The following is a 24,314-nucleotide window of genomic DNA, read 5'->3' on the forward strand; positions in this document are numbered from 1 at the left end:
CAATGATTTCGGTTTAGTACACAGATGTGTGTACACCGTAGCCTTAAAAAGGGGGGAACGTCTAAAGCCACGCCACTGAGGGAGTCGGGGAACGCGCAAGGGCGCAGGGCTGCCCCTTTCTAAGGGGGTTGGGGGATCTGAGTGCGTAAGTTCTGAAGATTTTTGACCTCTACAAACAATACCTACAATTCTGCGGTTAAACCTAAACGGAAAGTAAACCCAGGGCTATAAGTACGATTAACTCGCTCGTATTGCTCATCTAGTAAATTTTCTAAATAAACTAGCAGTCCTAAATTTCTAGTTACAGGAACACGAGCGCTAAAATCTAAATTAAAAAAAGATGGTGTGAAATCTGTAATTTTATCCCCTGGTCTTGTAAATGTAGCTCTACGAGAACCACTGTTATAAGTAACATACAAATTAGCTTGCCAACCTGCATTTTGATAACCTATACCAGCTTGGGCTACAGAGTAAGGAATTAATCCTAACTGTAAGCCGCTTTCTGTTCCTGATTTGATTTGCGCGTCTGTATAAGTGTAATTAACAAAAGTTGACCAGCCACTAGCAATTTGTAAACGTAACGCTGCTTCTAACCCATTAGTATCAACCAAACCAATATTTGTCCATCTTGCAGCTATGACTCCCAAGCGATTACTTAAACTACTACCAAAATAAGTAAATTGACCAGTCAAATTTTCCGAAAAATTGATATCTATTCCAGCAGTCCAAGATGAACCAGTTTCTGGTTGTAAATCAGGATTGGGTTCCCAACCATGAACCGTATCATAAACATATAACTGATCTAAGCCAGGATTACGCTGTCCTCCTGTCCAACTACCACGCACAGCAATGTTGGGTGACACAGCATAACGTAACCCTACACTTGGATTTAAGTAATTACCAAACTGCCCATCAAAGTTTTGCCTCAGTCCTAAATCTATCAGAAAATTATCGCTAATATTTAAAGTATTAACTGCAAATAAGGCTGTAGTGAACACACTTCTATCTTCAGTTTCATTATTTCCAATCCTATTCGGACTGCTGCTGAAAACATCACCGTTTAAATCAGTATTTTTTAAATCTAAGCCCCAGCGTAATTTATTATTAGGGGTAAGTCTCCAATCATGATCTACTCTGGCTGTAAATTGTTGAGTATCTAAAACACCTGTACGGTAATATTCTTGTCCTTGAAAAACAGTAGGGCCATAGGTACTAAAGTAATCTTGGTTATAACCCAATGTAGTTGTGAGGATAGAATTCTCTCCATTTCCTAATCGAGTTTTCCAAGATAAGCCAGCATTTAATCCATCATGATCTAATCGGTCTCTTTGAAGAGGAAAACCGAAATAAACTAAACCCCTACGACTACTTAATTTAGTAATATCTAAGTTCAGAGAGTTTCTTCGATCTAAATCTACGCCAATACTACCAAAGTAGGTACTTGTAGCCGTATCTGCATTAAATAAAAACCCTTGAGCATCACGATTAGCTGCTCCCACAGGTACGCGATAACGATTATCTGTAAAGAACCTTTCAAAGCTAAAGTTGTACTTGACAGCACCAGAAGCACCACCATAACTAACTTGTTGATTATTTGTACTCAATGAGCCAAATTCTATAGTGCCAGTTAATTTAGGCTTGCCATAGCCTTCTTTGGTGATGATATTTACAACTCCGCCAAAGGCTGATGAACCATATAAAGCGGAAGCAGCACCGCTATATAGTTCCACTCGATCAATCGCTTCTACAGGAATGCTGTTTAAGTCAGTTCCACCATGATAATTATTAATATTAGTATTAATTTGTCTGCCATTAATCAAAAATACAGACTGATTGATTGAGAACCCCCGATAATATGTACCTGTGTGAATATCTGCACCAGGGCCAACATCATTAATGGCGAAACCAGGCAATTTTTTCAAAACATCAGCTACACTACTAGCACCTTGCTTTTTAATTTCTTCTTGCTCGATTACATAAACAGGTGTGGACTGAGGTAAAGTGTCTTGTTCACCAATTACTTCTATTGAAATATCTGCTTCATCCTCGGTAGAATCTGGCTCTGTTTCTGCTTGCGATACTGGCTCAAGTATTAGAGATGGCTGAGTTAATAATTCAGCATTAGTAGAAGGTAGCTCAATTTGATTCAGATCGGGAATATCTGAAATTACTTGGGGCAATTTCTCAACATTTTCTGTCTCAACTTTAATATCAGCAGCTAAAACAGGAAATAATATTAACAAACACGGTACATTAATAAAAAATAGAAAAAAAATCTTTTGCACGATTTCTCTCACACCCGGTAAAAACTGCAACCGAGTGCTATTTTTGCAGTAACATGAAAAGTATGTCAAAAGACATATTGTCGTACTTGCAGTGACAGTTATTAAACCGTCACTGCATTTAGAGTAGATAAATTAAGCAATTTCTGAGATAGATGAGATTTGATTTTGCATCGTTTTGAGTAAAGTTAATGCTTGTTTATAAGCAAGCTTTTCTCCTTGATACTCAAAGAAGTCTGATGCTTTTTGCAAATCGGCGATCGCACCTTGATAATATCCTAAGTGATATCGAGTCATTCCCCGGTTAACATAAGCTATGGCATTATTGGGATTTAGCCGAATTACTTCGGAAAAATCACGTAATGCACCAAAGTTATCTCCCTTTCTGCGACAAGCACAACCTCGATTAAAGTAAGCTCTGTAATCATTAGCATCAAGGTGAATTGCCTTACTAAAATCAAGCATAGCTGCTTCTAAATCTTGCAACTGCAACCGCGCTAAACCTCGGTCATTATAAATATCTGCAAGCAGTAGATTTGTTGGCTGGGAAATTTGAGTCAGGGACAAATTATAATCAAAAATTGCCTCTGAGTAATTGCCCTTTGCCGCATGAGCTAAAGCGCGATTATAGTATGCTCGGAACTCATGAGGTTTAAGTGCGATCGCTTGATTATAATCAGCAATGGCAGCAGAAAAATATTTTTGTCTGTAGTTTGCCAGTCCCCGATTAAGATAAGCTTCCACGTTATTCGGGGCAAAATTTATCGCTTGATTACAATCTGCGATCGCCTGATGGTAATCTTGTAATTGAAGATAAGCAAGACAGCGATCGCTATAAGCTTTCCCAAGATGACTTTGAAGTTGAATCGCCTGGGTTAAATTCTCAATCGCCTGTTGATAATTACTGTGCAGAATATTATCTACACCTAACTTGAAAAATTCATTTCCTGTGATTTCTGCGTTTGAGATAGGTGAAGAGTGTGCAGCAGTAGTCCCAAAGCTGAAAATAAAAGCAAAAATCACACTGAGAAATACTCGCCAAAAATAAGTCATAAGCAACATATTTGACAATTTCGGCAGCAAAACAATTAGCAAGAGATAAAGCCCTGCTAATTGTTAATTGGTCAAGTAAAATGCTATTTTACTACCAACCTTTATCTGCTTGTTCTAGGACGTAGGCAGCTACATCTTCAATTTGATCGGATTTTAAACGACCTTTAAAAGCAGGCATGGCATTTTTACCATTTGTAACTTGAGAAATAATGGCCTCTGCTGAGTAAAGACCATATTTTTCCAAAGCATCCTTCTTCAGATTTTTGTTAGCTTGAACCAAATTTTTGCCGCCTGCATGACAAGAAGCACAATTAGCACTAAATACTTTAGCTCCATTGGCAGTATCTGCTGCCAAAGCTGGATTACTGAAGGCAAGGGTGAAGATTGTTATGCCTAACAGTATCACTGCAAGAATCTTTTTCATCTCGTGTTCCCTCCACGACCAAAGTTTATTTGGTGCAATATCCTCCATCATTTTCGATTGAATATTTATCTTCGTCAAAAGACAAGCTGTCATACTTCGTTTTCACAATTTGAAATTTTGGATGCCGGAATTTTAGCTTAGAATCTGGCTCTACAAAACCAATAAGAATGAATAAAATATTAAAATTGAAGCATGAATTTTGGCGATTTTATACTTCATCCTTTGTCCGCTAATTGCGCCAGTCCCTCTTCCGTAACACGACAAATTCGCCAATCATCTAAAATAGATGCGCCCATACTACGATAGAATTCTTGTGCAGGCTCATTCCAATCTAAAACACTCCATTCTAACCGCCCACAATCACGCTCTACAGCAATTTGCGCTAATTTAGAAAGCAGAGCTTTACCAATTCCTTGACGGCGATATTCAGGTAAAACAAACAAATCTTCGAGATAAATTCCTGGCTTTGTCAAAAATGTTGAATAATTATGAAAAAATAGGGCAAAGCCTACAGCTTGCCCTGCATATTCTGCTAAAATTACCTCAACGTATCTTGGAGAGCCGAATAAATGCTCTTTGAGAGCCATAAAATTGCCAGTTACGGCATGAGATAGTTTTTCATAATCAGCAAGCTGCTGAATTAGGTCAAACAAGACACTGCAATCAGCAGGTTCAGCAAAACGTATAATCAAATTAGAAGACATTGAAATAAAGTCCTAAGTTTTAAGTCTTGAATGTTTGAAAAACTCTATCATTAATCACTCAAAACTCATAACTTTTACTCAGCACTCAGCACTTTTATATCAACCAACCTTTTAAACGTTTTGCTATATGGGGACGGCGCAATTTTCTCATAGCTTTGCTTTGGATTTGTCGCACTCGTTCACGGGAGAGATTGAACATATTGCCAACTTCTTCCAAAGTGCAAGGTTCGCTGGTTGTCAGCCCATAACGCAAAGAAATTACGTCTTTTTCCCTGGGAGTTAAAACATCGCCCAATACTTCCCAAATCTCCTGGCGCATCATGTTTTCGTTCATTTTTGCTTCTGGAGATTGGTTATCTTCATCTTCTAGCAAATCCATCAGTTCCGTGTCTTCTTCTTTACCGACGCGGTGGTTGAGGGAGAGTGCTTGACGCCTGAGTTGTTGTAGTTGGCGTAGTTGTTGCACATTCATTTCCAAAGCTTCTGCCATTTCAGCTTCGGAAGGATTGCGAGCAAGTTTTTGTTTGAGTTCTCGTTGCGCTTTTTTAAGTTTGTTAAGTTTTTCTACAATATGGATCGGTAAGCGAATTGTGCGTGCGTCGTTAGCGATCGCCCGCGTAATCGCTTGTCTAATCCACCAATAGGCGTAAGTTGAAAATTTATATCCTTTATCTGGATCGAATTTTTCTGTAGCCCGATTTAAACCCATTGCCCCTTCTTGGATTAAATCTAGAAAAGGCACTCCGCGATTGAGATATCGTTTAGCAATTGACACTACTAATCTAAGGTTAGAGCGAATCATTTTGCGTTTCGCTACTCTACCTTGATACAAGCGACTTTCTAACTGCCTTTCTGTCAGGTCTAATTCGGCAGCTACTTGTCCCTTGCTAGGTTGCTGTCCAAGGTTTAAGTGTAAGGTTTCTTGTATTTCCCTTACTTCTTCAATAAACCTGACTCGCCGTGCTAGCTCCACCTCTTCATCTGCTTTTAGCAGAGGATAACGCGCCATTTCTTTAAAAAACGCGCCTACAGCATCATCATGCTCAGTTTTGTTATATCCCGAAGGGCGGGCTGCTGCCATCTCATCCCCATCGCGTTCCTCTGATTCCAAGTTGTCTGGAATTAAGGAATCTTCTTCGGCCACTGGTTCTAAACTATCAAGTGATTGTTCTTCAATTTCAGCAGCATTCTCCAGTATTTCCATTGTTCCCAATTCAGCAATATTCATAAGTTTCCTGTAGGGATTTTTGCTTTGTTTGGTACATAATTTAGTGACAGCTGCTCGCTTGAGACTTGGTAGTTTTCCCTAAGGGGCAAATACACACATCTGGTAGCAAAACGTAAGTTTATGCTAATTTATTCATCAGAAGTGAAAATCAGTTTCTAGCTGTCATCTGTTGGTTAGTGCTAGATAGGAGTTAGAAATTCTAACAAAACTGGCTTTTGCACCTAAAAACTATCCCCTCGTCTCCTCAGCCCATATATCCTCATTTTTTTCTTTATTTTCAAATATGTCAAATTCATTCAAACTCTCTCAAACTTAATCACTATAAAGTTTTCAGCCATATATCCTTAATTCTAAAGATATTATATATTTTATAAAGTTTTTTAGACTTTATTAGGTTAGAAGCTAATTAATAAATCGGAATCCGAATGCTGACTTTATGTGTCATGAAAACTTTCATAAATAATACAAATTTAACAATTTAAAACTCATAAATATATTTTTCTTGTTCGTATAAAAGCATCTCATAGGCATCAATAACTGAATATCTATCAATAGGGGGAAAAGACCATACCCTATTTAGCAGATATATAAACTGATTAAGAGGTAGAAGATTAGATGCTTTTATTGTGTATCGTCGACATCTAATATTTATTGCACGTATGGCTGAGATCGATTTGTCTAGTAGATGACATAAGAGGAAACTTATCAAGTATTATGAGGGATAAAAGTATTGCGAAATACAGTTTGTGGGGAATAAAGCAAAAACTTAGATTATAAGAAGCAAAATGGCATTTTACGAACTGAAACAACGAAATATAAATATCTGTATATAAAATTATAAAATATGTATATTAATGATGTAAATTTCTCCCCTTTGGTAGTGAATGAACCTGGGGAATCTTATCAGTCACAGATAAATGTGAATCGGTGGATTGAAGTATTGGTGGACTGTCCAGGAAACTCTGGGCTATTTACCTACCGATTACCACCTCAGTTAGAAATAAAACCAGGAGATATTTTAACTGTACCGTTTGGCACACAACAAATGGGAGGGATCGCCATTCGATTCCTGGCACAACCAAATACCGATCTACCACTGGAGAAAATTCGGGATGTAGAAGATGTAGTAAGTGTGGGGTTTTTTCCAAGTGGTTACTGGGAATTATTAAATAGAATATCGACATACTACTATACGCCCCTAATTCAGGTGATCAGGGTAGCTTTGCCACCTGGTTTACTGGGGCGATCGCAGCGTCGTATCCGCTTGACTTCCTTGGCAAAGGAAACTGAGCAACAGCAGAGTAATTATGTACTTACCAGCCAAACTTCTTCGACTGCGGCTTTTCTAAGTCCATATGCACAGCAAATTTTGCAACTTTTGCAAGCGCAATCAGCGGGAGACTACAGTTTTGCCTACCTCCAACAAAAAGTTAAATCTGCCTATCGGGGAGTCCGAGAATTATTGCGATTTGGTTTAGCAGAAAGCTACTTAGAACCCCCAAGATTAACTCGACCAAAATTACAAAAAGCAGTTACTCTCATCGGGGCAATTGATAGTGATTTAACTACTCGTCAACGAGAAATTGTAGAAGTTTTGCGGCGACGCGGTGGTGAGTTATGGCATAGTGAATTATTGCAAATCTGTAATACTAGTTCTTCTACTCTAAAGACATTGGTAAACAAGGGTTGTATAGTTATCGAAGAACGGGAAGTATTACGCACAGAACAGGGGCCTGTAGTTGCAGGCGATCGCCCTAAATCTTTAACTACTGCTCAAGCTAATGCCTTAGCTACAATACAGGCGCTTGATGGATTTGCTCAGGTTTTGCTGCATGGGGTAACAGGTTCTGGAAAGACAGAGGTTTATTTACAAGCGATCGCACCTTTATTAAATCAAGGCAAATCCGCCCTCGTCTTAGTGCCAGAAATTGGACTAACACCTCAGCTAACCGATCGTTTTCGCGCCCGGTTCGGTAATAAAGTCAGTGTCTATCACAGCGCCCTTTCAGAAGGTGAACGTTACGACACTTGGCGACAAATGCTTACAGGAGAACCCCAAGTAGTAATTGGCACTCGTAGTGCCATTTTTGCTCCTTTACCCAACTTGGGTTTAATTATTTTAGATGAAGAACACGACAGCAGCTTTAAACAAGACTCTCCCATTCCTACCTACCATGCTCGCACTGTTGCTCAATGGCGCGCAGAAATCGAAAACTGTCCCCTAGTATTAGGTTCCGCTACACCTTCGTTGGAAAGTTGGGTGAGTTTGAGAAGGGATGGACTCTTAACTCCTGATTCTCCACTTTCTACTAAGAATTCAGAACTCAGTACTTATTACTTAAGTCTGCCCGAACGCATCAACTCTCGCCCCTTACCGCCTGTAGAAATAATAGATATGCGGCAGGAATTGCAGCAGGGAAATCGTTCTATATTTAGTAGATCGCTACAAGAAGCTTTGCAACAGCTGCAAGAAACACAACAACAGGGAATTTTATTTATTCATCGGCGGGGACACAGTACCTTTGTATCTTGCCGTAGTTGTGGTTATGTTTTGGAATGCCCCCATTGTGACGTGTCGCTAGCGTATCACCACACCGAAGACGGAGCGCCACAATTATTGCGTTGTCATTACTGTAATTATGGGCGATCGCATCCGCAATTTTGCCCCGACTGCGCTTCCCCTTATCTAAAATTCTTTGGTAGTGGTACTCAGCGGGTAGCCCAAGAATTAGCGCGACAGTTTCCCGAACTGAAATACATCCGTTTTGATAGCGACACCACCCGCAACAAAGGCGCACACCGTACCCTACTCACCAGATTTGCCAACGGTGAAGCACATTTATTAGTAGGTACACAAATGCTCACCAAAGGTTTGGATTTACCACAGGTGACACTTGTGGGTGTTGTCGCTGCTGACGGATTGCTGCATTTATCAGATTATCGCGCCAGTGAACGGGCATTTCAAACTTTAACCCAAGTCGCTGGACGTGCTGGTAGAGGTGAAGATCCAGGTAGGGTGATTGTGCAAACTTACAACCCAGAACATGAGGTAATTGAGGCAGTACGACACCACGATTATCAGTCATTTTCTACTGCCGAATTAGAACAACGGCAAGCACTCAATTATCCTCCCTACGGACGGTTAATATTGTTGCGATTAAGCAGTCTCGATCCCATTCAAGTGCAGAATGCGGCTCAGATAATAGCCACAGCATTGGGTACAGGAGAAGAATTTGAGATATTAGGCCCTGCACCAGCTAGTATTGTACGGGTAGCAAATCGTTACCGCTGGCAGATATTAATTAAGCTTGATCCGAATGCGTTGCCAAAGTTACCAGATTGGGAGGAAGTGCGATCGCTCTGTCCAAGTTCTGTTAGCTTGACGATAGATGTAGATCCGTTAAACATTATGTGATGATAACGGACGAAATCAATGAGTTTGATGTGGTAGGTTCGATTTGCCACGCAATGGCATTGATATGTTAATACATCGGTCTGCAATTAAATTGCTTACAGCACTGCGCTTTGCGCGATTGCGCGGAGTGCAGCGTCAAGGGCGATCACGCAGGTGCGATCGCATTTGTGGACTGTGTGCATCTGTCGTTCTTTATACAAAATATAGGTTTATGCAAGAGACTTCATGAGCTACGCTCACAAGGAACAATGAAATGATCTTGAAAAGTTTTTGTCTGATTTCAGCTCTGGAACAATAGTAAATATTTTCGTCAAATATTTTAAATATGCAATATAATTTTTTGCTAACTTCTCTTTTATTTGGGGTTAAATAAACAGAAAGTGTAATTTTATACTTTCTAAGTAAAATAATGTGTACTAAAGATACCAAGTATTTTATCTAAGAGGATGTTTGAAAAGTCTTCTTGTCGGTAGCAAAACGTTCTAGATCCCCCTAAATCCACGCCACTGAGGGAGTCGGGAAACCCGCAAGGGCGCAGTGGCTCCCCTTGTAAAGGGGGACTTTAATTCCGGTTCCCCCCTTTTTAAGGGGGGTTAGGGAGGATCTAAAAGTACCCAAAATCACAGCGAAACACTTTTCAAACAACCTCTAAGAAAATATTAAATTAGTAATCGCCGGAAATCTATCGTCTAAACGCATAGTATTTGCAAGCGATATAAAAGCTCAAGACTAAAGTTTAAATATCCTTGACAGAAACTTCAAGAAGTTTCTGGACAATAGTAAAAGATGAAAATCGTAAATCTCAATAACTAAATTGAGTTGATAAAGGACATTATTAAGCAGTTAATGTGTTAAGTTTCATTTTTAACTGTTTTAACCGTCTATCATTTAAATTTTATTGAGTACGAACAATATGGGACAAGGTTTTTTACAAATTGCCTTAACGCTATGTATTGTCATAGCAATTACTCCTGTTTTGGGAAGATACATGGCGCGTGTCTTCTTAGGAGAAAAAACACTGCTTGATTCCTTAATGAATCCTATAGAGCGAAGTATCTACGCACTAGCAGGTGTCGGTAGGAAAGATAATATGACGGGTTGGCAGTATGTTGGGGCGATATTATGCAGCAACCTGCTCATGGGCATTGTAGTGTATTCGTTGATATATTTTCAGAGATTCTTACCTTGGAATCCCAATGGTTTTGGTGCGCCTACTTGGGACACATTGCTGCACACCACTATTTCATTCGTGACAAATACTGACCAACAACACTACTCAGGTGAGACAACCTTGAGTTATTTTAGCCAGGTAGCGGCTTTAGGTTTTTTGATGTTCACCTCAGCAGCTACCGGATTGGCAGTAGGAATCGCCTTTATTCGCGGATTAACAGGCCGAAATTTGGGGAATTTTTATGTCGATCTCACCCGCGCCATCACACGTATATTGTTACCCATCTCTGTGATTGGGGCGATCGCCTTACTTATAGTAGGCGTACCGCAAACATTAGCAGAAACCCTAGTTGTAAAAACCTTGGAAGGAGGAACACAATATATAGCTAGAGGCCCAGTGGCATCTTTTGAAATGATTAAAATGCTGGGCGATAACGGCGGTGGTTTTTTTGGTGTTAACTCTGCTCACCCCTTTGAAAATCCCAATAGTGTTTCTAATTTAATAGAAATCATTGCCATGATTTCTATTCCAGCTGCCTTGATTTACACCTATGGTTTATTCGCCAACAATATTAAACAAGCTTGGCTACTATTCTGGATGGTATTTGTGATTTTTGTGGTCTTGGTTGGGATCACAGCAGCCGCAGAACTGCAAGGTAATCCCCTGATCAATGCCACCTTGGGGCAAGAACATCCTAATTTAGAAGGTAAAGAAGTTCGATTTGGCTGGGCACAAACAGCGCTATGGGCAGTGATGACCACCGCCACCATGAGTGGTGCTGTCAATGGTATGCACGATTCCTTAATGCCGCAAGGATTATTTTCCACCTTATTCAACTTATTTATCCAAATTATCTGGGGAGGCCAGGGAACAGGGACAGCTTATCTATTTATTTACTTAATTCTCACCGTATTCCTAACTAGTTTAATGGTGGGACGCACCCCAGAATTTTTAGGACGCAAAATTGAAAAGCGGGAAATCGTCCTCGCTAGTATAGTTCTAGCGGTTCATCCAATTGCAGTTTTAATTCCTAGCGCCATTGCATTAGCTTATCCGATCTCCTTGTCTGGAATTACCAACCCCGGCTTTCACGGCATTTCCCAAGTAGTTTATGAATATGCCTCAGCCGCAGCTAACAACGGATCTGCATTGGCAGGGTTAGCTAATTCTCAACCTGCACCTACAGCTTTGTGGTGGAATCTGAGTTGCCTATTTCCCCTCTTAGCAGGACGTTACATACCGATTATTGCAATTTTGCTGCTGGCTGATAGTATGTCTCGTAAAAAAGCAGTGCCCGAAACACCCGGTACTCTCAGAACCGATTCTCTGCTATTTACTAGTGTCACAGCTGGAGTAAGTCTAATTTTGGGAGTACTGACTTTCTTCCCCGTTTTGGCTTTAGGCCCCATAGCCGAAGGTTTTAAATTAGCCTCTGGCAATTAGGCAGATTAGATACATAAGGAGGATGAGGTAGATGGGGAAGATAATTTATTTTCCTCAGCTTCCTCAACTTTCTCAGTTTCCCTACTTTCTCCACTCCTCCCTCATCAAATACTATGAATCCAGTTGCAGCTACCTCCAAACCAAGACCCCCACGTTCTCGTCCCAGCGATCGCCACCAAGCAAGCAAAAAGGTGAAGGCAAAAACCAAAGGCATATATTTAAGAGCAATTAAAGATGCTTTTGTGAAGCTAAACCCCAAGAATGTCATCAAAAACCCAGTGATGTTTTTGGTTTGGGTTGGCACAATTATCACCCTGCTGGTAACGATTGATCCTAGCTTATTCGGGCCAGTTACTCAGCAGAACCCACAGCTGTTCAACGGCTTGCTGACAGGAGTTTTGTTCCTCACGGTTTGGTTTGCCAATTTTGCCGAGGCTATAGCGGAAGGGCGAGGTAAAGCCCAAGCCAACGCCCTGCGCTCAACAAAATCAGAGACGATCGCTAAAAAACTTGCCGCCGACGGCTCAATTAGTGAAGTTCCTTCAACCAGCCTCAAACGAGGTGATACTGTCTACGTAGTGGCTGGTGATTTTATTCCTGCCGATGGCGAGGTGATTATGGGTGTTGCCTCAGTTGATGAATCGGCAATTACTGGGGAATCTGCACCAGTTCTGAAGGAATCAGGCTCGGACGTTGCCAGTTCCGTCACTGGTGGAACCCGTATTATCTCAGATGAACTGATCATCCGCATCACAGCCGACTCAGGTAAAGGATTTATTGATCGGATGATTGCCTTATTAGAAAAAGCAGAACGTAGAAAAACACCTAATGAAATTACTCTAACTGTATTATTAACGGTTGTAAGCTTAATATTTTTATTTGTCGTCGTAACTCTGCCTGCATTCGCCTACGCTGCCCAAAGTCCAATTAGCGTACCAATATTGATTGCTCTGTTAGTAGCACTTATCCCCACTACCATCAGCGGTTTGTTAAGTACCATTGGCATTGCTGCTATGGATCGAGTTGCCCAATTTAACGTTATTGCTACCTCAAGGCGAGCGATCGAAGCTTGTGGAGATGTTAATACCTTAGTTCTTGATAAGACAGGTACAATCACCCTCGGCAATCGCTTGGCCGAAGAATTTATCCCGCTCAACGGTCACTCAATCGAAGAAGTTGCGAATGTAGCTTGGGTGGCTAGTGTGTTTGATGATACACCAGAAGGTAAATCGATTGTTAGACTGGCAGAACAATTAGGCGCAAGAATAGATTTTGACTACAACCATGCAGAAGGAGTAGCATTTTCCGCCACAACCCGCATGAGTGGCACAAACTTACCAAGCGGGCGTGAGGTACGCAAGGGAGCAGTAGGAGCAATTAAAGAATTTGTACGTTTCCGTAACGGACGTGAAAGCCCGGAACTGGAAGCTGTTTACGAACGAGTATCCCAACAGGGCGGTACACCCTTAGCCGTTTGCGTAGAAAACGAAATCTACGGAGTTATCTATCTTAAAGACATTATTAAACCTGGTATCCGCGAACGTTTTGACCAGTTGCGCCGACTGGGAGTGCGTACCGTTATGCTAACTGGGGACAACCATATTACTGCTTCTGTGATTGCCAAAGCAGCTGGAGTTGATGACTTCATTGCCGAAGCCACACCAGAAGACAAAATCAACGTGATTCAACAAGAACAGTCAGCAGGCCAAGTGGTTGCCATGACAGGAGATGGAACTAATGATGCCCCGGCATTGGCACAAGCTAATGTTGGTCTAGCCATGAATACTGGGACTCAGGCAGCAAAAGAAGCAGCTAACATGGTGGATTTAGATTCTGATCCCACCAAGCTAATTGATATCGTCAGGATTTGTAAACAATTACAAATTACTCGTGGCGCGTTGACTACATTTTCTCTAGCTAATGATATTGCTAAGTACTTTGCAATTATTCCGGTGATATTTGCCTCTGCTAACTTGCAAAGTTTGAATATTATGAAGTTGACTAGTGTTAATTCCGCTGTACTATCAGCCTTGATCTACAACGCTTTGATGATTCCAGCATTAATTCCCCTAGCCTTAAAAGGTGTGCAATTTAAATCCCTAACCGTTAATCAGCTTTTGCAACGCAATATCTTGATTTATGGCTTAGGTGGGGTAATCACACCATTTATCGCTATTAAATTGATAGATATGCTCATAACGCTGGCGGGATTGACCTGAGCAATTCAAAATTAAAACTTAAACAGCAACTGCCAGGGATGCACAAAAGAAATCGGAACACGAAGAAAGAAGTTGATGATTGGGATATGTTACAGGCAATATCCTTTGTCATGTCAAAATGGCGCAAACAACAGCTGCCACTAGCGATTTTTATTGTGCTGTGCTGGAATTTGGCAGTTGCCCCAATTGTTTATGCTGCCTCTGATGGCATCCTAGAACGTCCCTCTGCTTGGGCAATTGGCATTTTGGGATTTGTTACTGTAGGACTTGTTATATACTTATTTGTTGTAATTTTTCAGCCAGAGCGTTTCTAACAATTCAAAATTAAATTTTGAGAGCGAGTGGAAGAATCTTATGTCTATTATTCGAGAAATCATCAGAGCAATGCGCGTGACTCTGGTACTTTGGTTGCTGACTGCAATCATATATCCTCTCGCAATCCTCGTAGTGGGTCAAGTTTTTTTCCCGTCGCAAGCTAACGGTAGCATCATGTGGAATATAAATAATGGCCAACCAATTGGTTCTACTTTAATTGGTCAAGTATTTACATCTGATAAATATTTTCATGGTCGTCCCAGCACAGTGAGATATAGCCAAGGCAAAAGAGCTAGACCTACTGGCATTTCTGGCGCTAGCAATCTTGCTCCTAGCAATCCAGAATTACTCAACCGCATTGTAGAGCAGGCAAATCAATTCCAAGAGGAGAATATCCAACCTACAGCCGATTTAATTTATACCTCTGGCTCTGGCTTAGATCCTCATATTTCTTTCAAGACAGCCAGACAGCAGTTGGAGAGAGTTGCTCGTGCCCGTAATGTCAAAGAAGATGAAATACTACCTTTAATTAACAAGTATACTGATGGAAGATTTTTATGGATTTTTGGCGAACCAGGAGTGAATGTTCTGCGATTAAATTACGCTCTTGACCTGCTAGAAATTGATCGTGAGCAAAGCTAATAATTATTTATGGGGAATGCGTTATGTATCGCCAATACAGAAAGGTTTTTCAATTGCGAGAAGTTGTGCAAAAAATTTGAAGCTACTTTTATTCGTGTAACTAACACTAACATAGCTAAGGCGATCGCTGACCTTGCTGAAAAATACCGTCTTACTCAACTTGTAATGGGCAAAAGTCAGTGACCCTCCTTCGGAGGAGCTTTGCTAACGCGTTGAGAGAATTTCCTTCAAAGTGTTTTACGCAAAAATTAGTGCATTTGCTCAAAACGTCGATTTACTTTATATATTATCTCTAGCGAAAAAAATCCTCGTTCAATCGATAAGTATAAATCTTAAACTTTAAAACTAATTTTATTACCATAAGGAGATTTATAACTGTCAAAAAAGAATATACGATTTAGAACGAAAATAATATCAATCTTTTAATTTTCAGCCGTGAGCCACTGTATTGCTAAAACAAATCGCCGCAATTATCTTAAAATTGGCAATCAGTGTCCACCCTAGAATTGCTTTATCAACTCCATTAATAAGATTATCTAGCATGGCTCTGTAGTTGCATCCTGCTAGACAATCTTTCGCTTCACAAAGGATTTGATGATTCTGGCTATCAGAGTTACCAAGTAAAGCAATTAGTAATCAAACTTTAGGCTTATGCAAACACAAATATATAATGCGATCGCCCACGTCAGTGAATTTTTACAATTCCCCAGACGGTGAATCGTTGCCTTAAATTTGCAATTATCTCTCACGCAGACGCGGGTAAAACCACACTTACACGTTGGGTAATTGTGGGCAAGAAAGTTTGGCAGCCAGAATGACAAATAACAAAGGCTAGTTAAATTGTTAAATTTGGTAAATAAAGTAGCCAATCGCTCTCTTGAGAGAGTATCAAGGTTAGCTATTAAACAAAATATCTTAGCCCCGATTGCGCTACGCTCCGCGCAATCATGCGATCGCAAAACGTTGTAGTATCTGCAAGCTTTCTCTTACTCTCTTTTGGGCAAGAGCAACATATCAATTTTCTAACTCTTAATTTTTCCCTTTTCCCCACTTGAGTAAAAAATCTATTCATGAGATGATACGCAATTTAATTACCAAATGAGAAATATATCCAGATCAAGTTTGCTGAAGTCGAACAAAGACCACGTATATCTATAAAAGTTGTTTACACAACTGCTTAAAAGATTGCTGAGTATGTTTCATAAAAGTAGGAGGTAGTTAATCAATGAGCTATTACAACTTCAATGATCATTTCTGGTCGCCCAAAAAAGTTTGTAGTCAATCAACACCACTCAAGTCGAACCGAAACCCAGTTCCCCAGAAAATTCTGTTAGGAATTGTGTCCCTAGTATGTATTGCTATTTGGACACCACTGATACTCCAGTATTTAGTTCCTGGCAGAAACAATAATCAGACAGACATTTCTTTGGATACAAATACTCTTGGTAATAAATGCATTGTCTTTGGACAAGAGCGTTTCCAAATCCATTGCTCTATGGAATAGTAACGGACAAGCAACGGCACAAAGATGTCAAACCATGAATAGGCTGGTGTCAAAATTAACGCACAAATCCAGCCTATGCTCCATCCATTAGAGCGCTTATGATTCAGCCTGTACTTGAATTTTAAACTTTTGGTAGTAGTAGCTAAAAGCACTATTTTAGTCAGCATTATTAATATTTTTGACATCGATATTAGTATAAAATAACGTGAATTCGATGGCTGGAGAAAACCCCGCTTCCATTCCTCTCCCCTACAAGAAGAGAGGCTTTAAAACCTCGATTTTTCATTGATATTTTGGAAGATTTAAGCCCCTCTCCGCCTCGGAGAGGGGTTGGGGTGAGGTTCATCGAATTCACGTTAAAATAAACTACCCTTCGCAAGTTACAAAATAATCTCTGCTAATGCAAACTATACAAACTACTGTCCCTACTCGCGTGATTGGTTTAATGAGTGGCACATCTGTAGATGGCATAGACGCTGCCTTGGTAGAGATTTCTGGTACAGATTTGGATCTGAAAGTTGAGTTGGTTACTGGGGCGACATATCCCTACCCGACCGACCTCAGAGAACGAATATTAGCAATTTGTGCTGGTGCTGCCATTTCCATGGCAGAATTTGCAGAAATAGATGATGCGATCGCCTTAGTTTTTGCTCAAGCCGCCGAAAATATTCAAACTGGTCATCAGCCAGCAACCTTGATTGGCTCCCACGGTCAAACAGTTTATCATCGACCACCTGGGCATTGGGGACTGGTAACTAGGGACTGGGGACTAGGTAAGATTCTTCCAAATCCTCAATCGCTAGGCTATAGTCTCCAACTCGGTCGTGGTGCTTTGATTGCCCGTGTAACGGGAATTACAACTGTAAGTAACTTCCGCGTTGCTGACATCGCTATTGGTGGTCATGGTGCGCCTCTCGTTCCTAGAGTTGATGCTTATTTGCTCAGTCATCCCCAAGAAGGGCGTTGTATTCAAAATATCGGTGGGATTGGTAATGTTACTTTTATCCCTCCCCATCGTGATAACTGGCTCTCTAAAATTCTCGGTTGGGATACTGGGCCGGGAAATAGCCTGTTGGATCTTGCTGTGGAGCATCTGACAGATAATGCTAAAACCTACGATGAAGACGGCAAGTGGGCAGCAAGTGGCACTCCCTGCAATCCTTTAGTAGAAAAATGGCTCAGTCAAGACTACTTTCATCTGCCTCCGCCCAAATCTACTGGTAGAGAATTATTTGGTGTAACTTACCTACATCAGTGTTTACAAGATGCTGAAGCATACCAACTCAGCCCAGCAGACCTGCTAGCGACACTCACAGAATTTACAGCTGCTACGATCGCTTACAGTTACCGCACTTTTTTGCCGCAACTGCCAGATCGAATACTATTATGTGGTGGCGGCAGTCGCAATCTTTATTTGAAACATCGGCTACAGTTGTTATTGCCATCAGTACCAGTCGAAACTACAGATGAAGTCGGCTTGAGTGCGGATTTTAAAGAAGCGATCGCCTTCGCAGTTTTAGCTTACTGGCGACATCTAGGTATTCCTGGTAACCTACCTACCGCTACTGGAGCAGATCAAGAAGTGCTTTTAGGAGAAATGTACTTAGGTCAGCAATGATAACTAAGTTATTTACTTAACAATCAAAATTTCCGTCTACTCAAAGCTATACTGTAACTTATTGACTGCCTGACACATTCATGCATCATATATATCTATAGTCTTGGCGGTACTCGATCAAGTCAAGGAACACACAAGGTGGCTCACACTTTTTTAATGCAACCCGGACGCTGGACAATACAAGGAAGTTGGCTGGAACGTAATAGTATGCCAATTAGCGTCAAGGGTATGACCTTGGTGGCTTGGAATCGAGATAACTGGTTCACTATGGCAACAAAATTGGTATTTCCAGGCAGCGATCGCTCAGAAATCTCTTTGCAATATAAGGGGCGTCTTCTTGATGGCGAACGTCAATATACTTTTTTACTTCAGCATAATCTTTTAGGGCAGGTTGAAGGCGAGGGCTTGATAGGTTTATCCACCATTGTGCAACGTTACTGGGCATTGGGCGATCGCCAGCGTCGTAGTGGTTTTGAAACCATGCATCAGTTATCTGATGACGCCTATTACTTAAACAGCGCTATCCTTTCTGGTCATTTTTTAGACAGTACAATAGAAGCCAACCTTGAGCGTCAGTCAAAATAAATTGAGTCCTAAGTTGTGAGTGCTGAGTGCTGAGTAGAAGAGAAAGGGCAGGGAGCAGGGAGCAGGGGGAGAGTTAATTGAATTATTTTACTTACAGTCCCCAGTCCCGTTTTCATGCATGGTGATGAAAATTTTTTCATTGGGGCTGCCTTCTACTTATTCTTCACCCAGCTTGCATACAAACAAAAATATTTTTACTAGCTACGTACTTTGCCAAAAGTGGGCACACTAAATCATAAATGAAGAGTTATGAGCCGAAAGTGCTGAATAAGTTCTTCACTTCTTTACCCAGCTCAGTACTCAGTTTAGTCAAGTGCAAAATGGGGCAAAACATTAGGGTAACTCTACCAGAATCGCTTATCTTATCTAACTTTTAATCTCAAGTATTTACAACCTGTCTACTGGGCAGGAGTCACCCACGATTTTTGGACATTGGAGCCGAATTTTCTATGCCAGACCCCAACATCGGTCGCTTACTCAGCAAACGCTACCAGCTTCAGGAATTAATTGGTACTGGAGCAATGGGTCGAGTTTATCGTGCTAAAGATGTTTTGTTGGGAGGTGTACCTGTAGCTGTTAAGTTTCTTGCTCTTTCTATTCAAAATGAAAAGATGCGATTGCAAGACCGCTTTGAGCGAGAAGCAAAAACCTGTGCCTTGCTAGGGCAAAAAAGCATCCACATTGTCCGAGTGATGGACTATGGCGTAGACGAGAATAATACCCCGTTCTATGTCATGGAATACCTGCAAGGGCAAAGTCTGAGCAATATTATTCGCCTGCAAAATCTCTCTTTACCCAGATTTCTAAGCATGGTGCGTCAAATCTGTCTGGGGTTACAGTGCGCCCATGATGGTATCTCGGTTGATGGCAATATCTACCCAATTATCCATCGTGATATAAAGCCCAGCAATATGTTGGTCATTCAAGATCCCAGTTTTGGCGAATTAGTCAAAGTTCTAGATTTTGGGATTGCTAAGTTACTACAGTCAGATAGCAATGTTACTAACTATTATTTGGGCACTCTGGCTTATTCTTCTCCCGAACAGATGGAGGGTAAGGAATTAGACAACCGCTCTGATATTTATAGTTTGGGTGTGATGATGTTTGAGATGCTCACCGGTACAATGCCACTGTTGCCAACAATCTCCTCTTTTGGGGCATGGTATAAACTACATCGCTATCAACAGCCGCTTTCTTTTGCTGAGGCTGCTCCCCATTTGCAATTACCAAAGCAAGTGGAAGATTTGGTTATGAGTTGTCTAGCTAAAGCAGCAAGCGATCGCCCTCAAAGTATCAATGACATTCTCAACACTTTAGTATCCATAGAACACCATTATCACAAGCGCAACATTCAACCAGAAAGTAATGCCCTAATTAATGTCACTACAGGTAAAGCTGAATTTGAGCAACAGATCAAGACCGATTTACGAACATCTATTTCTCAGCATGGAAACACTCACATCTATTCTTGGCCTGAAAATAAACCAATTGCTGATATTGTTTTTCCGCAAAAAATTCACATCAATGGTGAGGATTTACCATCTTTGTGGGTAATGTTACCGCAAGAGGAAATTCAAAAGTGCTTAATCTGTAAACGTTACAATCAATTTCTGTTCATTAGTATTCCCCACCCTATGCTGCTATGGCTGACTGTGATCTACAACCGCACACATGGCCCTAAATGGTTGCCTTATTACCTTGATCTCAAAACAAATCTTGGACAGGAAATAGCTCACCTGCTAGGACAAAAAGGTTATTATCGTATCTTGTTCTTTGCCAGAGAGACACCACATCGTTGTTCTCATATGCTAGTTTCCAGTATTGCTTCGGCCCAATGCGAGCGAATGCAAGAGTGGATTAATAACAGTAGTGTCTTGGTTTCGTCTGCTGAACCCCAAATGAGTAAAAGTTTACTCAAACACGAGTATGAAAAAATCAAGCCCATGATTCTAGCAAAGCTGGAAGCAATGAATACTAGTTCCCAATTCCATCTTTCGAGCTAGGGTAAATTTAATTGTATGTTATGTAACTTATGCAATATTGGGAGTGAGCGCTCTAATAATGTTAACTTTTATTAAAAAAAATCTATATTTAGTTGTACGTTTTATTTATAAAAAATATAATTAGCTACGATACGAGTTGTAGAAACTGCTTTTACTTGAATCTCTACAAATCTTCCTCTGTAGGGTTTGGAGTTTTTCATTTAGTGTGAACATGGATAAGTATCACGATAGCTAAAAGTAAGTTTGGCTAACGCTCATAGTAAGTTTGACCTTTAGGTTAGGGTACATTATTAAATTGCTAATCGAAGTTGACGCCCCAACATCCCCAGCTCCTTTCCTCCTTGGAACCGAGCAAGAGAAGGAGGTCGCCCACTGCGACACTAGAAGGAATCTATGCCATAGTGGAACCTGAATCTAAGCCCCACTGGTGCTTGAGTAGCTCTTGATAAGTTGCTTCCCGCACCATCATTTGTTCATATAGCTTTACCAAAAAGTCTTTAGCTTGGTCGTGGCTCATATGCTGAACTTGAGTGGCAAATGAGCGAATACTAAATTGCTGTTCCAAGGATAGTTCGATTGGTCGGTTCATAGTTACTCCAGAAAACAACGCGTAAAGGTTATATCGGTCACAGAAGCCCTAAAGGGATGATACTGGGACGGGTATCGTTGCCACATTTGTTCCTCTGTATTAAGAAAGATAACAATTGTTTGACGAATTGCCCACCCCTTATGGATTAATTTTGCCCATACTCTTATGGACTGATTTTCTGTTTGGGTAGCTGACTCCTAACTCTACTGATATAGAACCCAAGTCTACTAAAGCAGATTGGGGGAAAGTTACTTTTGTCTAACCATTGGTCGGTTGACACCCTTATATTTCCCTTAAACCTCCTTTAACCTTTCATTAGAGAAGATTTCTTAGAGGATAAAAAAATCAAAGGGAATTGGTGGAAATTATATTCGCTATACCTCATTACGTGCAAGATGTCAATTCAGCAAATTATGTAAATTAAGCCTCCTGAGATAACTTCGGAGGCTAGAAATAGTTTTATCAAGTAGTAAATAGGAAAAATGCTCAACCTGAACAAATTGGTGAGTATATCTACCTTAAATAGGCAAAAGTGCAGGTTTTGTGACTTTTGAAACTTCAACTATTGGCTATTTTGGGAAGTATCTTCAACTGCGACAATAGCAACTGTGATGTTATCGTGTCCACCTTGAGCTTTAGCCGCCTCAACTAGAGAGTAAACAGCTTTTTCTACTAAATAGTTTTCTTTGAGGCAGTCAGTTATGTTCTGATCAGCCAGTTCTTCTGTCAAACCATCACTGCATAACAGCAACAAATCGCCAACTTTTACATCTAAGGGTTGCACATCAATTTGATGTAAGTCTTCGCGCCCTAAACAGCGCGATAAAACATGACGAAACGGATGAATCCGCGCTTCATCGAAAGTGATATCACCCAATTTGATCGCTCTTGCTACCCAAGTATGGTCTTCTGTAATCTGCTCTAATCGTGATTCTCGAAAGCGGTATAACCTTGAGTCACCAACATGAGCGCACCAAGGTGACTCTGGAGCACGAAAAACTACTACTACAGCTGTTGTACCCATGTCAGCGCGTTCTGGATAATTTTGCTGATCCTGCAAAATCGCTTCATTAGCTCTCCATAAAGCTTGCGCTAACAATTCCTGGGATGATTCAGAGGATTGCCAATTGTTCTCCAAATATGCTTGAATTTCGCGAGTAGCAATCCGGCTTGCTTCCTCTCCTCCTGCATGACCACCCATACCATCGGCAACAATGAAAAATCGCCCCTCTGGGTCGATATAGTAGGCATCCTGATTATTAGAACGAACAAGTCCCGGATCGCTAAAACCCGTGAAGTTAAGTTTCATAAATTTTTACTACAACAATTAATACATACGGTCATAACGGTCGAGGCGTAAAAGTAATCGTATCAGTATTCCTGAGACAGCTGCTGCAATTAAACCAGCCAGCACTGCCAACAATACATAATGATTCACCAATAAAATGGTGGCTGAAAGGGTAAATCCACAGATGAGCAGAGCGTAACTAATTCCCATTTGAATATTGCTTTGTCGCCTGAGCAGACGTTCAGTTTCTAAAGAACGAACCCGCAGGCGCAGATCTCCTCGCTCGAGCTTTTCTAGCGTATCTTCTAATCTACGTGGTAGTCCAAATGCAGTAGTACTGACCTGAACTGCTTGGCGACTTAATTCATTGAGGAAGCTATTGCTCTCAGAACCATTCATATTGGTCATAAGTTGCATTGCATATGGTTTAGCAACTTCCATAAAGTTAAATTCTGGATCTAAGCCTTTGCCAACTCCCTCAAGAGTGGAAAAAGCTCGCATCACAAAAGTGAAGGTTGCTGGAAATCTAAATGGTTGATTATAAGCTATTTCGTAAAGGTCGTCACTGATTGCCGCGACGGATTGGTTTTCAAAGGGTTTATCCATGAAATGATCCAGCATATACTGGACAGAACGCCGCACTGGCCCCATGTCTTCTACAGCTGCGATCGCCCCCAAATCAATCAGAGATTTCACAACGCGATCGCCATCTTTTTGGGCAATACCAAACAGCGTTTCCATTAGCCCTTCACGGATGTTGGATTTAATCCGCCCCATCATGCCGAAATCATAAAATATCAAATCCCCATTCGGACTGACAGCAATATTTCCTGGGTGGGGATCAGCATGAAAAAAGCCATTATTGAGCAACTGAAGTAAGTAGGCTTGAGCGCCCTGACGGGCAATAATCTTGCGATCCAAACCTGCTGCTTCTATTGCTTCATACTGGCTAATTTTAATTCCAGGCAAATACTCCAAGGTCAGCACTCGTGACGAGGTGTAACGCCAATAAATTCTAGGGACTTTTACCCAATCGTAGCCGCGAAAGTTCCGCCGAAAAGTATCAGCATTACGACCTTCGTTAAGATAATCAATTTCTTCCCAAAGAATACGACAACACTCTTCGTAAATCCCTATCCAATCTCGCCCTCGCCCCCATTTAGGATGGTTTTGAAAGTAGCGGGTAATTCCTTTGAGTATTTGTAAATCAATTTCAAATAGTTTCTTTAGTCCAGGGCGTTGTACCTTGACAACAACTGCTTCACCAGTATGCAGCACAGCTTTGTGAACTTGCCCTAAGCTAGCGGCAGCTAAAGGAATAGGATCAAAATTCTGAAAAAGATCAGGAATTTTTTTACCTAATTCTTGCTGAATAATTGCTTCTACTTGCTCATAACTAAAAGCTGGCACTTTGTCTTGCAACTTTGCCAGTTCTTCTACATATTCGCCAGGGAAAATGTCAGCACGGGTAGAAAACAACTGCCCAATTTTGATAAAGGTTGGGCCTAAGTCGAGCAGAGTATTACGAATCCAGACAGCTTGGTGTTTGCGCCTTGCAGCTTGCTTTACCTCAGTTACTCCGCCAGAATAACTCCAAGATTTGTTGTACCGCCAAAGCTTGAACATTAAGGTCAATACGAAAGACCAAATGTCCACAAAGCGCCGTCTGCTAGAATAATTTTCACGATTCCAACGGTATGCCTTATCCGAATAACCTTGTTCCATATTTTTTGCGTACCGTTGGTTTTTAACCGAATTACCTGGAAGAAAAGACACTCTGATTCCTAAACTTTTTATGATCAAAATCGAGCAAAGACTGTGCTGAGTTAGC

At 40.9% G+C, this 24,314-nt stretch carries 18 protein-coding genes; 10 read left to right on the top strand and 8 right to left on the bottom strand.

All coding sequences use genetic code 11. The features are described 5' to 3' along the window. Positions 1 to 182: 182 nt before the first annotated feature. From AC5JL8_RS11650 to AC5JL8_RS11670, 5 genes are all read right to left on the bottom strand, one after another. Positions 183 to 2,285: a TonB-dependent receptor plug domain-containing protein gene (locus tag AC5JL8_RS11650; protein ID WP_495879939.1), complete on the bottom strand. Its 2,103-nt coding sequence runs from the start codon at positions 2,283 to 2,285 to the stop codon at positions 183 to 185. Positions 2,286 to 2,417: 132 nt separating this feature from the next. Continuing rightward, positions 2,418 to 3,335, bottom strand: coding sequence for a tetratricopeptide repeat protein (locus AC5JL8_RS11655; protein WP_495879940.1), 918 nt, complete (start codon positions 3,333 to 3,335; stop codon positions 2,418 to 2,420). Between the two features lie 91 nt (positions 3,336 to 3,426). Continuing rightward, positions 3,427 to 3,759, bottom strand: a complete 333-nt coding sequence (petJ, locus tag AC5JL8_RS11660; RefSeq protein ID WP_495879941.1) for a cytochrome c6 PetJ — start codon at positions 3,757 to 3,759, stop codon at positions 3,427 to 3,429. A gap of 215 nt (positions 3,760 to 3,974) precedes the next feature. Continuing rightward, positions 3,975 to 4,463 (bottom strand): GNAT family N-acetyltransferase, encoded by a 489-nt coding sequence (locus AC5JL8_RS11665; protein ID WP_495879942.1) that lies wholly within the window; start codon positions 4,461 to 4,463, stop codon positions 3,975 to 3,977. Positions 4,464 to 4,557: 94 nt separating this feature from the next. Then, complete coding sequence (locus tag AC5JL8_RS11670) at positions 4,558 to 5,691, bottom strand: RpoD/SigA family RNA polymerase sigma factor (protein ID WP_495879943.1); 1,134 nt, start codon at positions 5,689 to 5,691, stop codon at positions 4,558 to 4,560. 844 nt (positions 5,692 to 6,535) lie between these two features. Between AC5JL8_RS11670 and priA the strand changes: the two genes are divergently transcribed. The 10 genes from priA to AC5JL8_RS11720 all read left to right on the top strand — a co-directional run bounded on the left by priA (position 6,536) and on the right by AC5JL8_RS11720 (position 20,606). Next, positions 6,536 to 9,106 (top strand): primosomal protein N', encoded by a 2,571-nt coding sequence (gene priA / locus AC5JL8_RS11675; RefSeq protein ID WP_495879944.1) that lies wholly within the window; start codon positions 6,536 to 6,538, stop codon positions 9,104 to 9,106. Between the two features lie 913 nt (positions 9,107 to 10,019). Further along, positions 10,020 to 11,720, top strand: a complete 1,701-nt coding sequence (kdpA, locus tag AC5JL8_RS11680; RefSeq protein ID WP_495879945.1) for a potassium-transporting ATPase subunit KdpA — start codon at positions 10,020 to 10,022, stop codon at positions 11,718 to 11,720. A 113-nt stretch (positions 11,721 to 11,833) separates the two neighbouring features. Continuing rightward, positions 11,834 to 13,939: a potassium-transporting ATPase subunit KdpB gene (gene kdpB / locus AC5JL8_RS11685; RefSeq protein WP_495879946.1), complete on the top strand. Its 2,106-nt coding sequence runs from the start codon at positions 11,834 to 11,836 to the stop codon at positions 13,937 to 13,939. 38 nt (positions 13,940 to 13,977) lie between these two features. After that, positions 13,978 to 14,253, top strand: a complete 276-nt coding sequence (gene kdpF / locus AC5JL8_RS11690) for a K(+)-transporting ATPase subunit F (protein WP_495879947.1) — start codon at positions 13,978 to 13,980, stop codon at positions 14,251 to 14,253. Positions 14,254 to 14,293: 40 nt separating this feature from the next. Continuing rightward, positions 14,294 to 14,896 (top strand): K(+)-transporting ATPase subunit C, encoded by a 603-nt coding sequence (kdpC, locus tag AC5JL8_RS11695; protein WP_495879948.1) that lies wholly within the window; start codon positions 14,294 to 14,296, stop codon positions 14,894 to 14,896. A 9-nt stretch (positions 14,897 to 14,905) separates the two neighbouring features. Further along, on the top strand, positions 14,906 to 15,079 hold the full coding sequence (locus tag AC5JL8_RS11700; RefSeq protein WP_495879949.1) for an adenine nucleotide alpha hydrolase family protein: 174 nt from the start codon (positions 14,906 to 14,908) through the stop codon (positions 15,077 to 15,079). 1,042 nt (positions 15,080 to 16,121) lie between these two features. Next, positions 16,122 to 16,400 carry a hypothetical protein gene (locus AC5JL8_RS11705; RefSeq protein WP_495879950.1) on the top strand — a complete coding sequence of 93 codons (279 nt, stop codon included), beginning with the start codon at positions 16,122 to 16,124 and terminating at the stop codon, positions 16,398 to 16,400. Positions 16,401 to 16,800: 400 nt separating this feature from the next. After that, positions 16,801 to 18,018, top strand: a complete 1,218-nt coding sequence (locus AC5JL8_RS11710; RefSeq protein WP_495879951.1) for an anhydro-N-acetylmuramic acid kinase — start codon at positions 16,801 to 16,803, stop codon at positions 18,016 to 18,018. 138 nt (positions 18,019 to 18,156) lie between these two features. After that, positions 18,157 to 18,603, top strand: coding sequence for a hypothetical protein (locus AC5JL8_RS11715; RefSeq protein ID WP_495879952.1), 447 nt, complete (start codon positions 18,157 to 18,159; stop codon positions 18,601 to 18,603). Between the two features lie 449 nt (positions 18,604 to 19,052). Beyond that, entirely contained in the window at positions 19,053 to 20,606 is a 1,554-nt protein-coding gene (locus tag AC5JL8_RS11720; protein ID WP_495879953.1) for a serine/threonine-protein kinase, read from the top strand. Between the two features lie 391 nt (positions 20,607 to 20,997). Here the strand turns inward: AC5JL8_RS11720 and AC5JL8_RS11725 are convergent, their stop codons facing one another. From AC5JL8_RS11725 to AC5JL8_RS11735, 3 genes are all read right to left on the bottom strand, one after another. After that, positions 20,998 to 21,195 (bottom strand): NblA/ycf18 family protein, encoded by a 198-nt coding sequence (locus AC5JL8_RS11725; protein ID WP_495879954.1) that lies wholly within the window; start codon positions 21,193 to 21,195, stop codon positions 20,998 to 21,000. A 562-nt stretch (positions 21,196 to 21,757) separates the two neighbouring features. Next, positions 21,758 to 22,504, bottom strand: coding sequence for a Stp1/IreP family PP2C-type Ser/Thr phosphatase (locus tag AC5JL8_RS11730; RefSeq protein WP_495879955.1), 747 nt, complete (start codon positions 22,502 to 22,504; stop codon positions 21,758 to 21,760). An 18-nt stretch (positions 22,505 to 22,522) separates the two neighbouring features. Beyond that, positions 22,523 to 24,208: an ABC1 kinase family protein gene (locus tag AC5JL8_RS11735; RefSeq protein ID WP_495880052.1), complete on the bottom strand. Its 1,686-nt coding sequence runs from the start codon at positions 24,206 to 24,208 to the stop codon at positions 22,523 to 22,525. Positions 24,209 to 24,314: the final 106 nt, after the last annotated feature.

It is taken from the genome of Mojavia sp. (assembly GCF_059505145.1).

Bases quoted from the DNA above. Each gene is read 5' to 3' on its own strand.
- AC5JL8_RS11655 (WP_495879940.1), bottom strand. From the start codon at position 3,335: ATGACTTATTTTTGGCGAGTATTTCTCAGTGTGATTTTTGCTTTTATT.
- petJ (WP_495879941.1), bottom strand. From the start codon at position 3,759: ATGAAAAAGATTCTTGCAGTGATACTGTTAGGCATAACAATCTTCACC.
- AC5JL8_RS11665 (WP_495879942.1), bottom strand. From the start codon at position 4,463: ATGTCTTCTAATTTGATTATACGTTTTGCTGAACCTGCTGATTGCAGT.
- AC5JL8_RS11670 (WP_495879943.1), bottom strand. From the start codon at position 5,691: ATGAATATTGCTGAATTGGGAACAATGGAAATACTGGAGAATGCTGCT.
- priA (WP_495879944.1), top strand. From the start codon at position 6,536: ATGTATATTAATGATGTAAATTTCTCCCCTTTGGTAGTGAATGAACCT.
- kdpA (WP_495879945.1), top strand. From the start codon at position 10,020: ATGGGACAAGGTTTTTTACAAATTGCCTTAACGCTATGTATTGTCATA.
- kdpB (WP_495879946.1), top strand. From the start codon at position 11,834: ATGAATCCAGTTGCAGCTACCTCCAAACCAAGACCCCCACGTTCTCGT.
- kdpF (WP_495879947.1), top strand. From the start codon at position 13,978: ATGCACAAAAGAAATCGGAACACGAAGAAAGAAGTTGATGATTGGGAT.
- kdpC (WP_495879948.1), top strand. From the start codon at position 14,294: ATGTCTATTATTCGAGAAATCATCAGAGCAATGCGCGTGACTCTGGTA.
- AC5JL8_RS11700 (WP_495879949.1), top strand. From the start codon at position 14,906: ATGGGGAATGCGTTATGTATCGCCAATACAGAAAGGTTTTTCAATTGC.
- AC5JL8_RS11705 (WP_495879950.1), top strand. From the start codon at position 16,122: ATGAGCTATTACAACTTCAATGATCATTTCTGGTCGCCCAAAAAAGTT.
- AC5JL8_RS11710 (WP_495879951.1), top strand. From the start codon at position 16,801: ATGCAAACTATACAAACTACTGTCCCTACTCGCGTGATTGGTTTAATG.
- AC5JL8_RS11720 (WP_495879953.1), top strand. From the start codon at position 19,053: ATGCCAGACCCCAACATCGGTCGCTTACTCAGCAAACGCTACCAGCTT.
- AC5JL8_RS11725 (WP_495879954.1), bottom strand. From the start codon at position 21,195: ATGAACCGACCAATCGAACTATCCTTGGAACAGCAATTTAGTATTCGC.
- AC5JL8_RS11730 (WP_495879955.1), bottom strand. From the start codon at position 22,504: ATGAAACTTAACTTCACGGGTTTTAGCGATCCGGGACTTGTTCGTTCT.
- AC5JL8_RS11735 (WP_495880052.1), bottom strand. From the start codon at position 24,208: ATGGAACAAGGTTATTCGGATAAGGCATACCGTTGGAATCGTGAAAAT.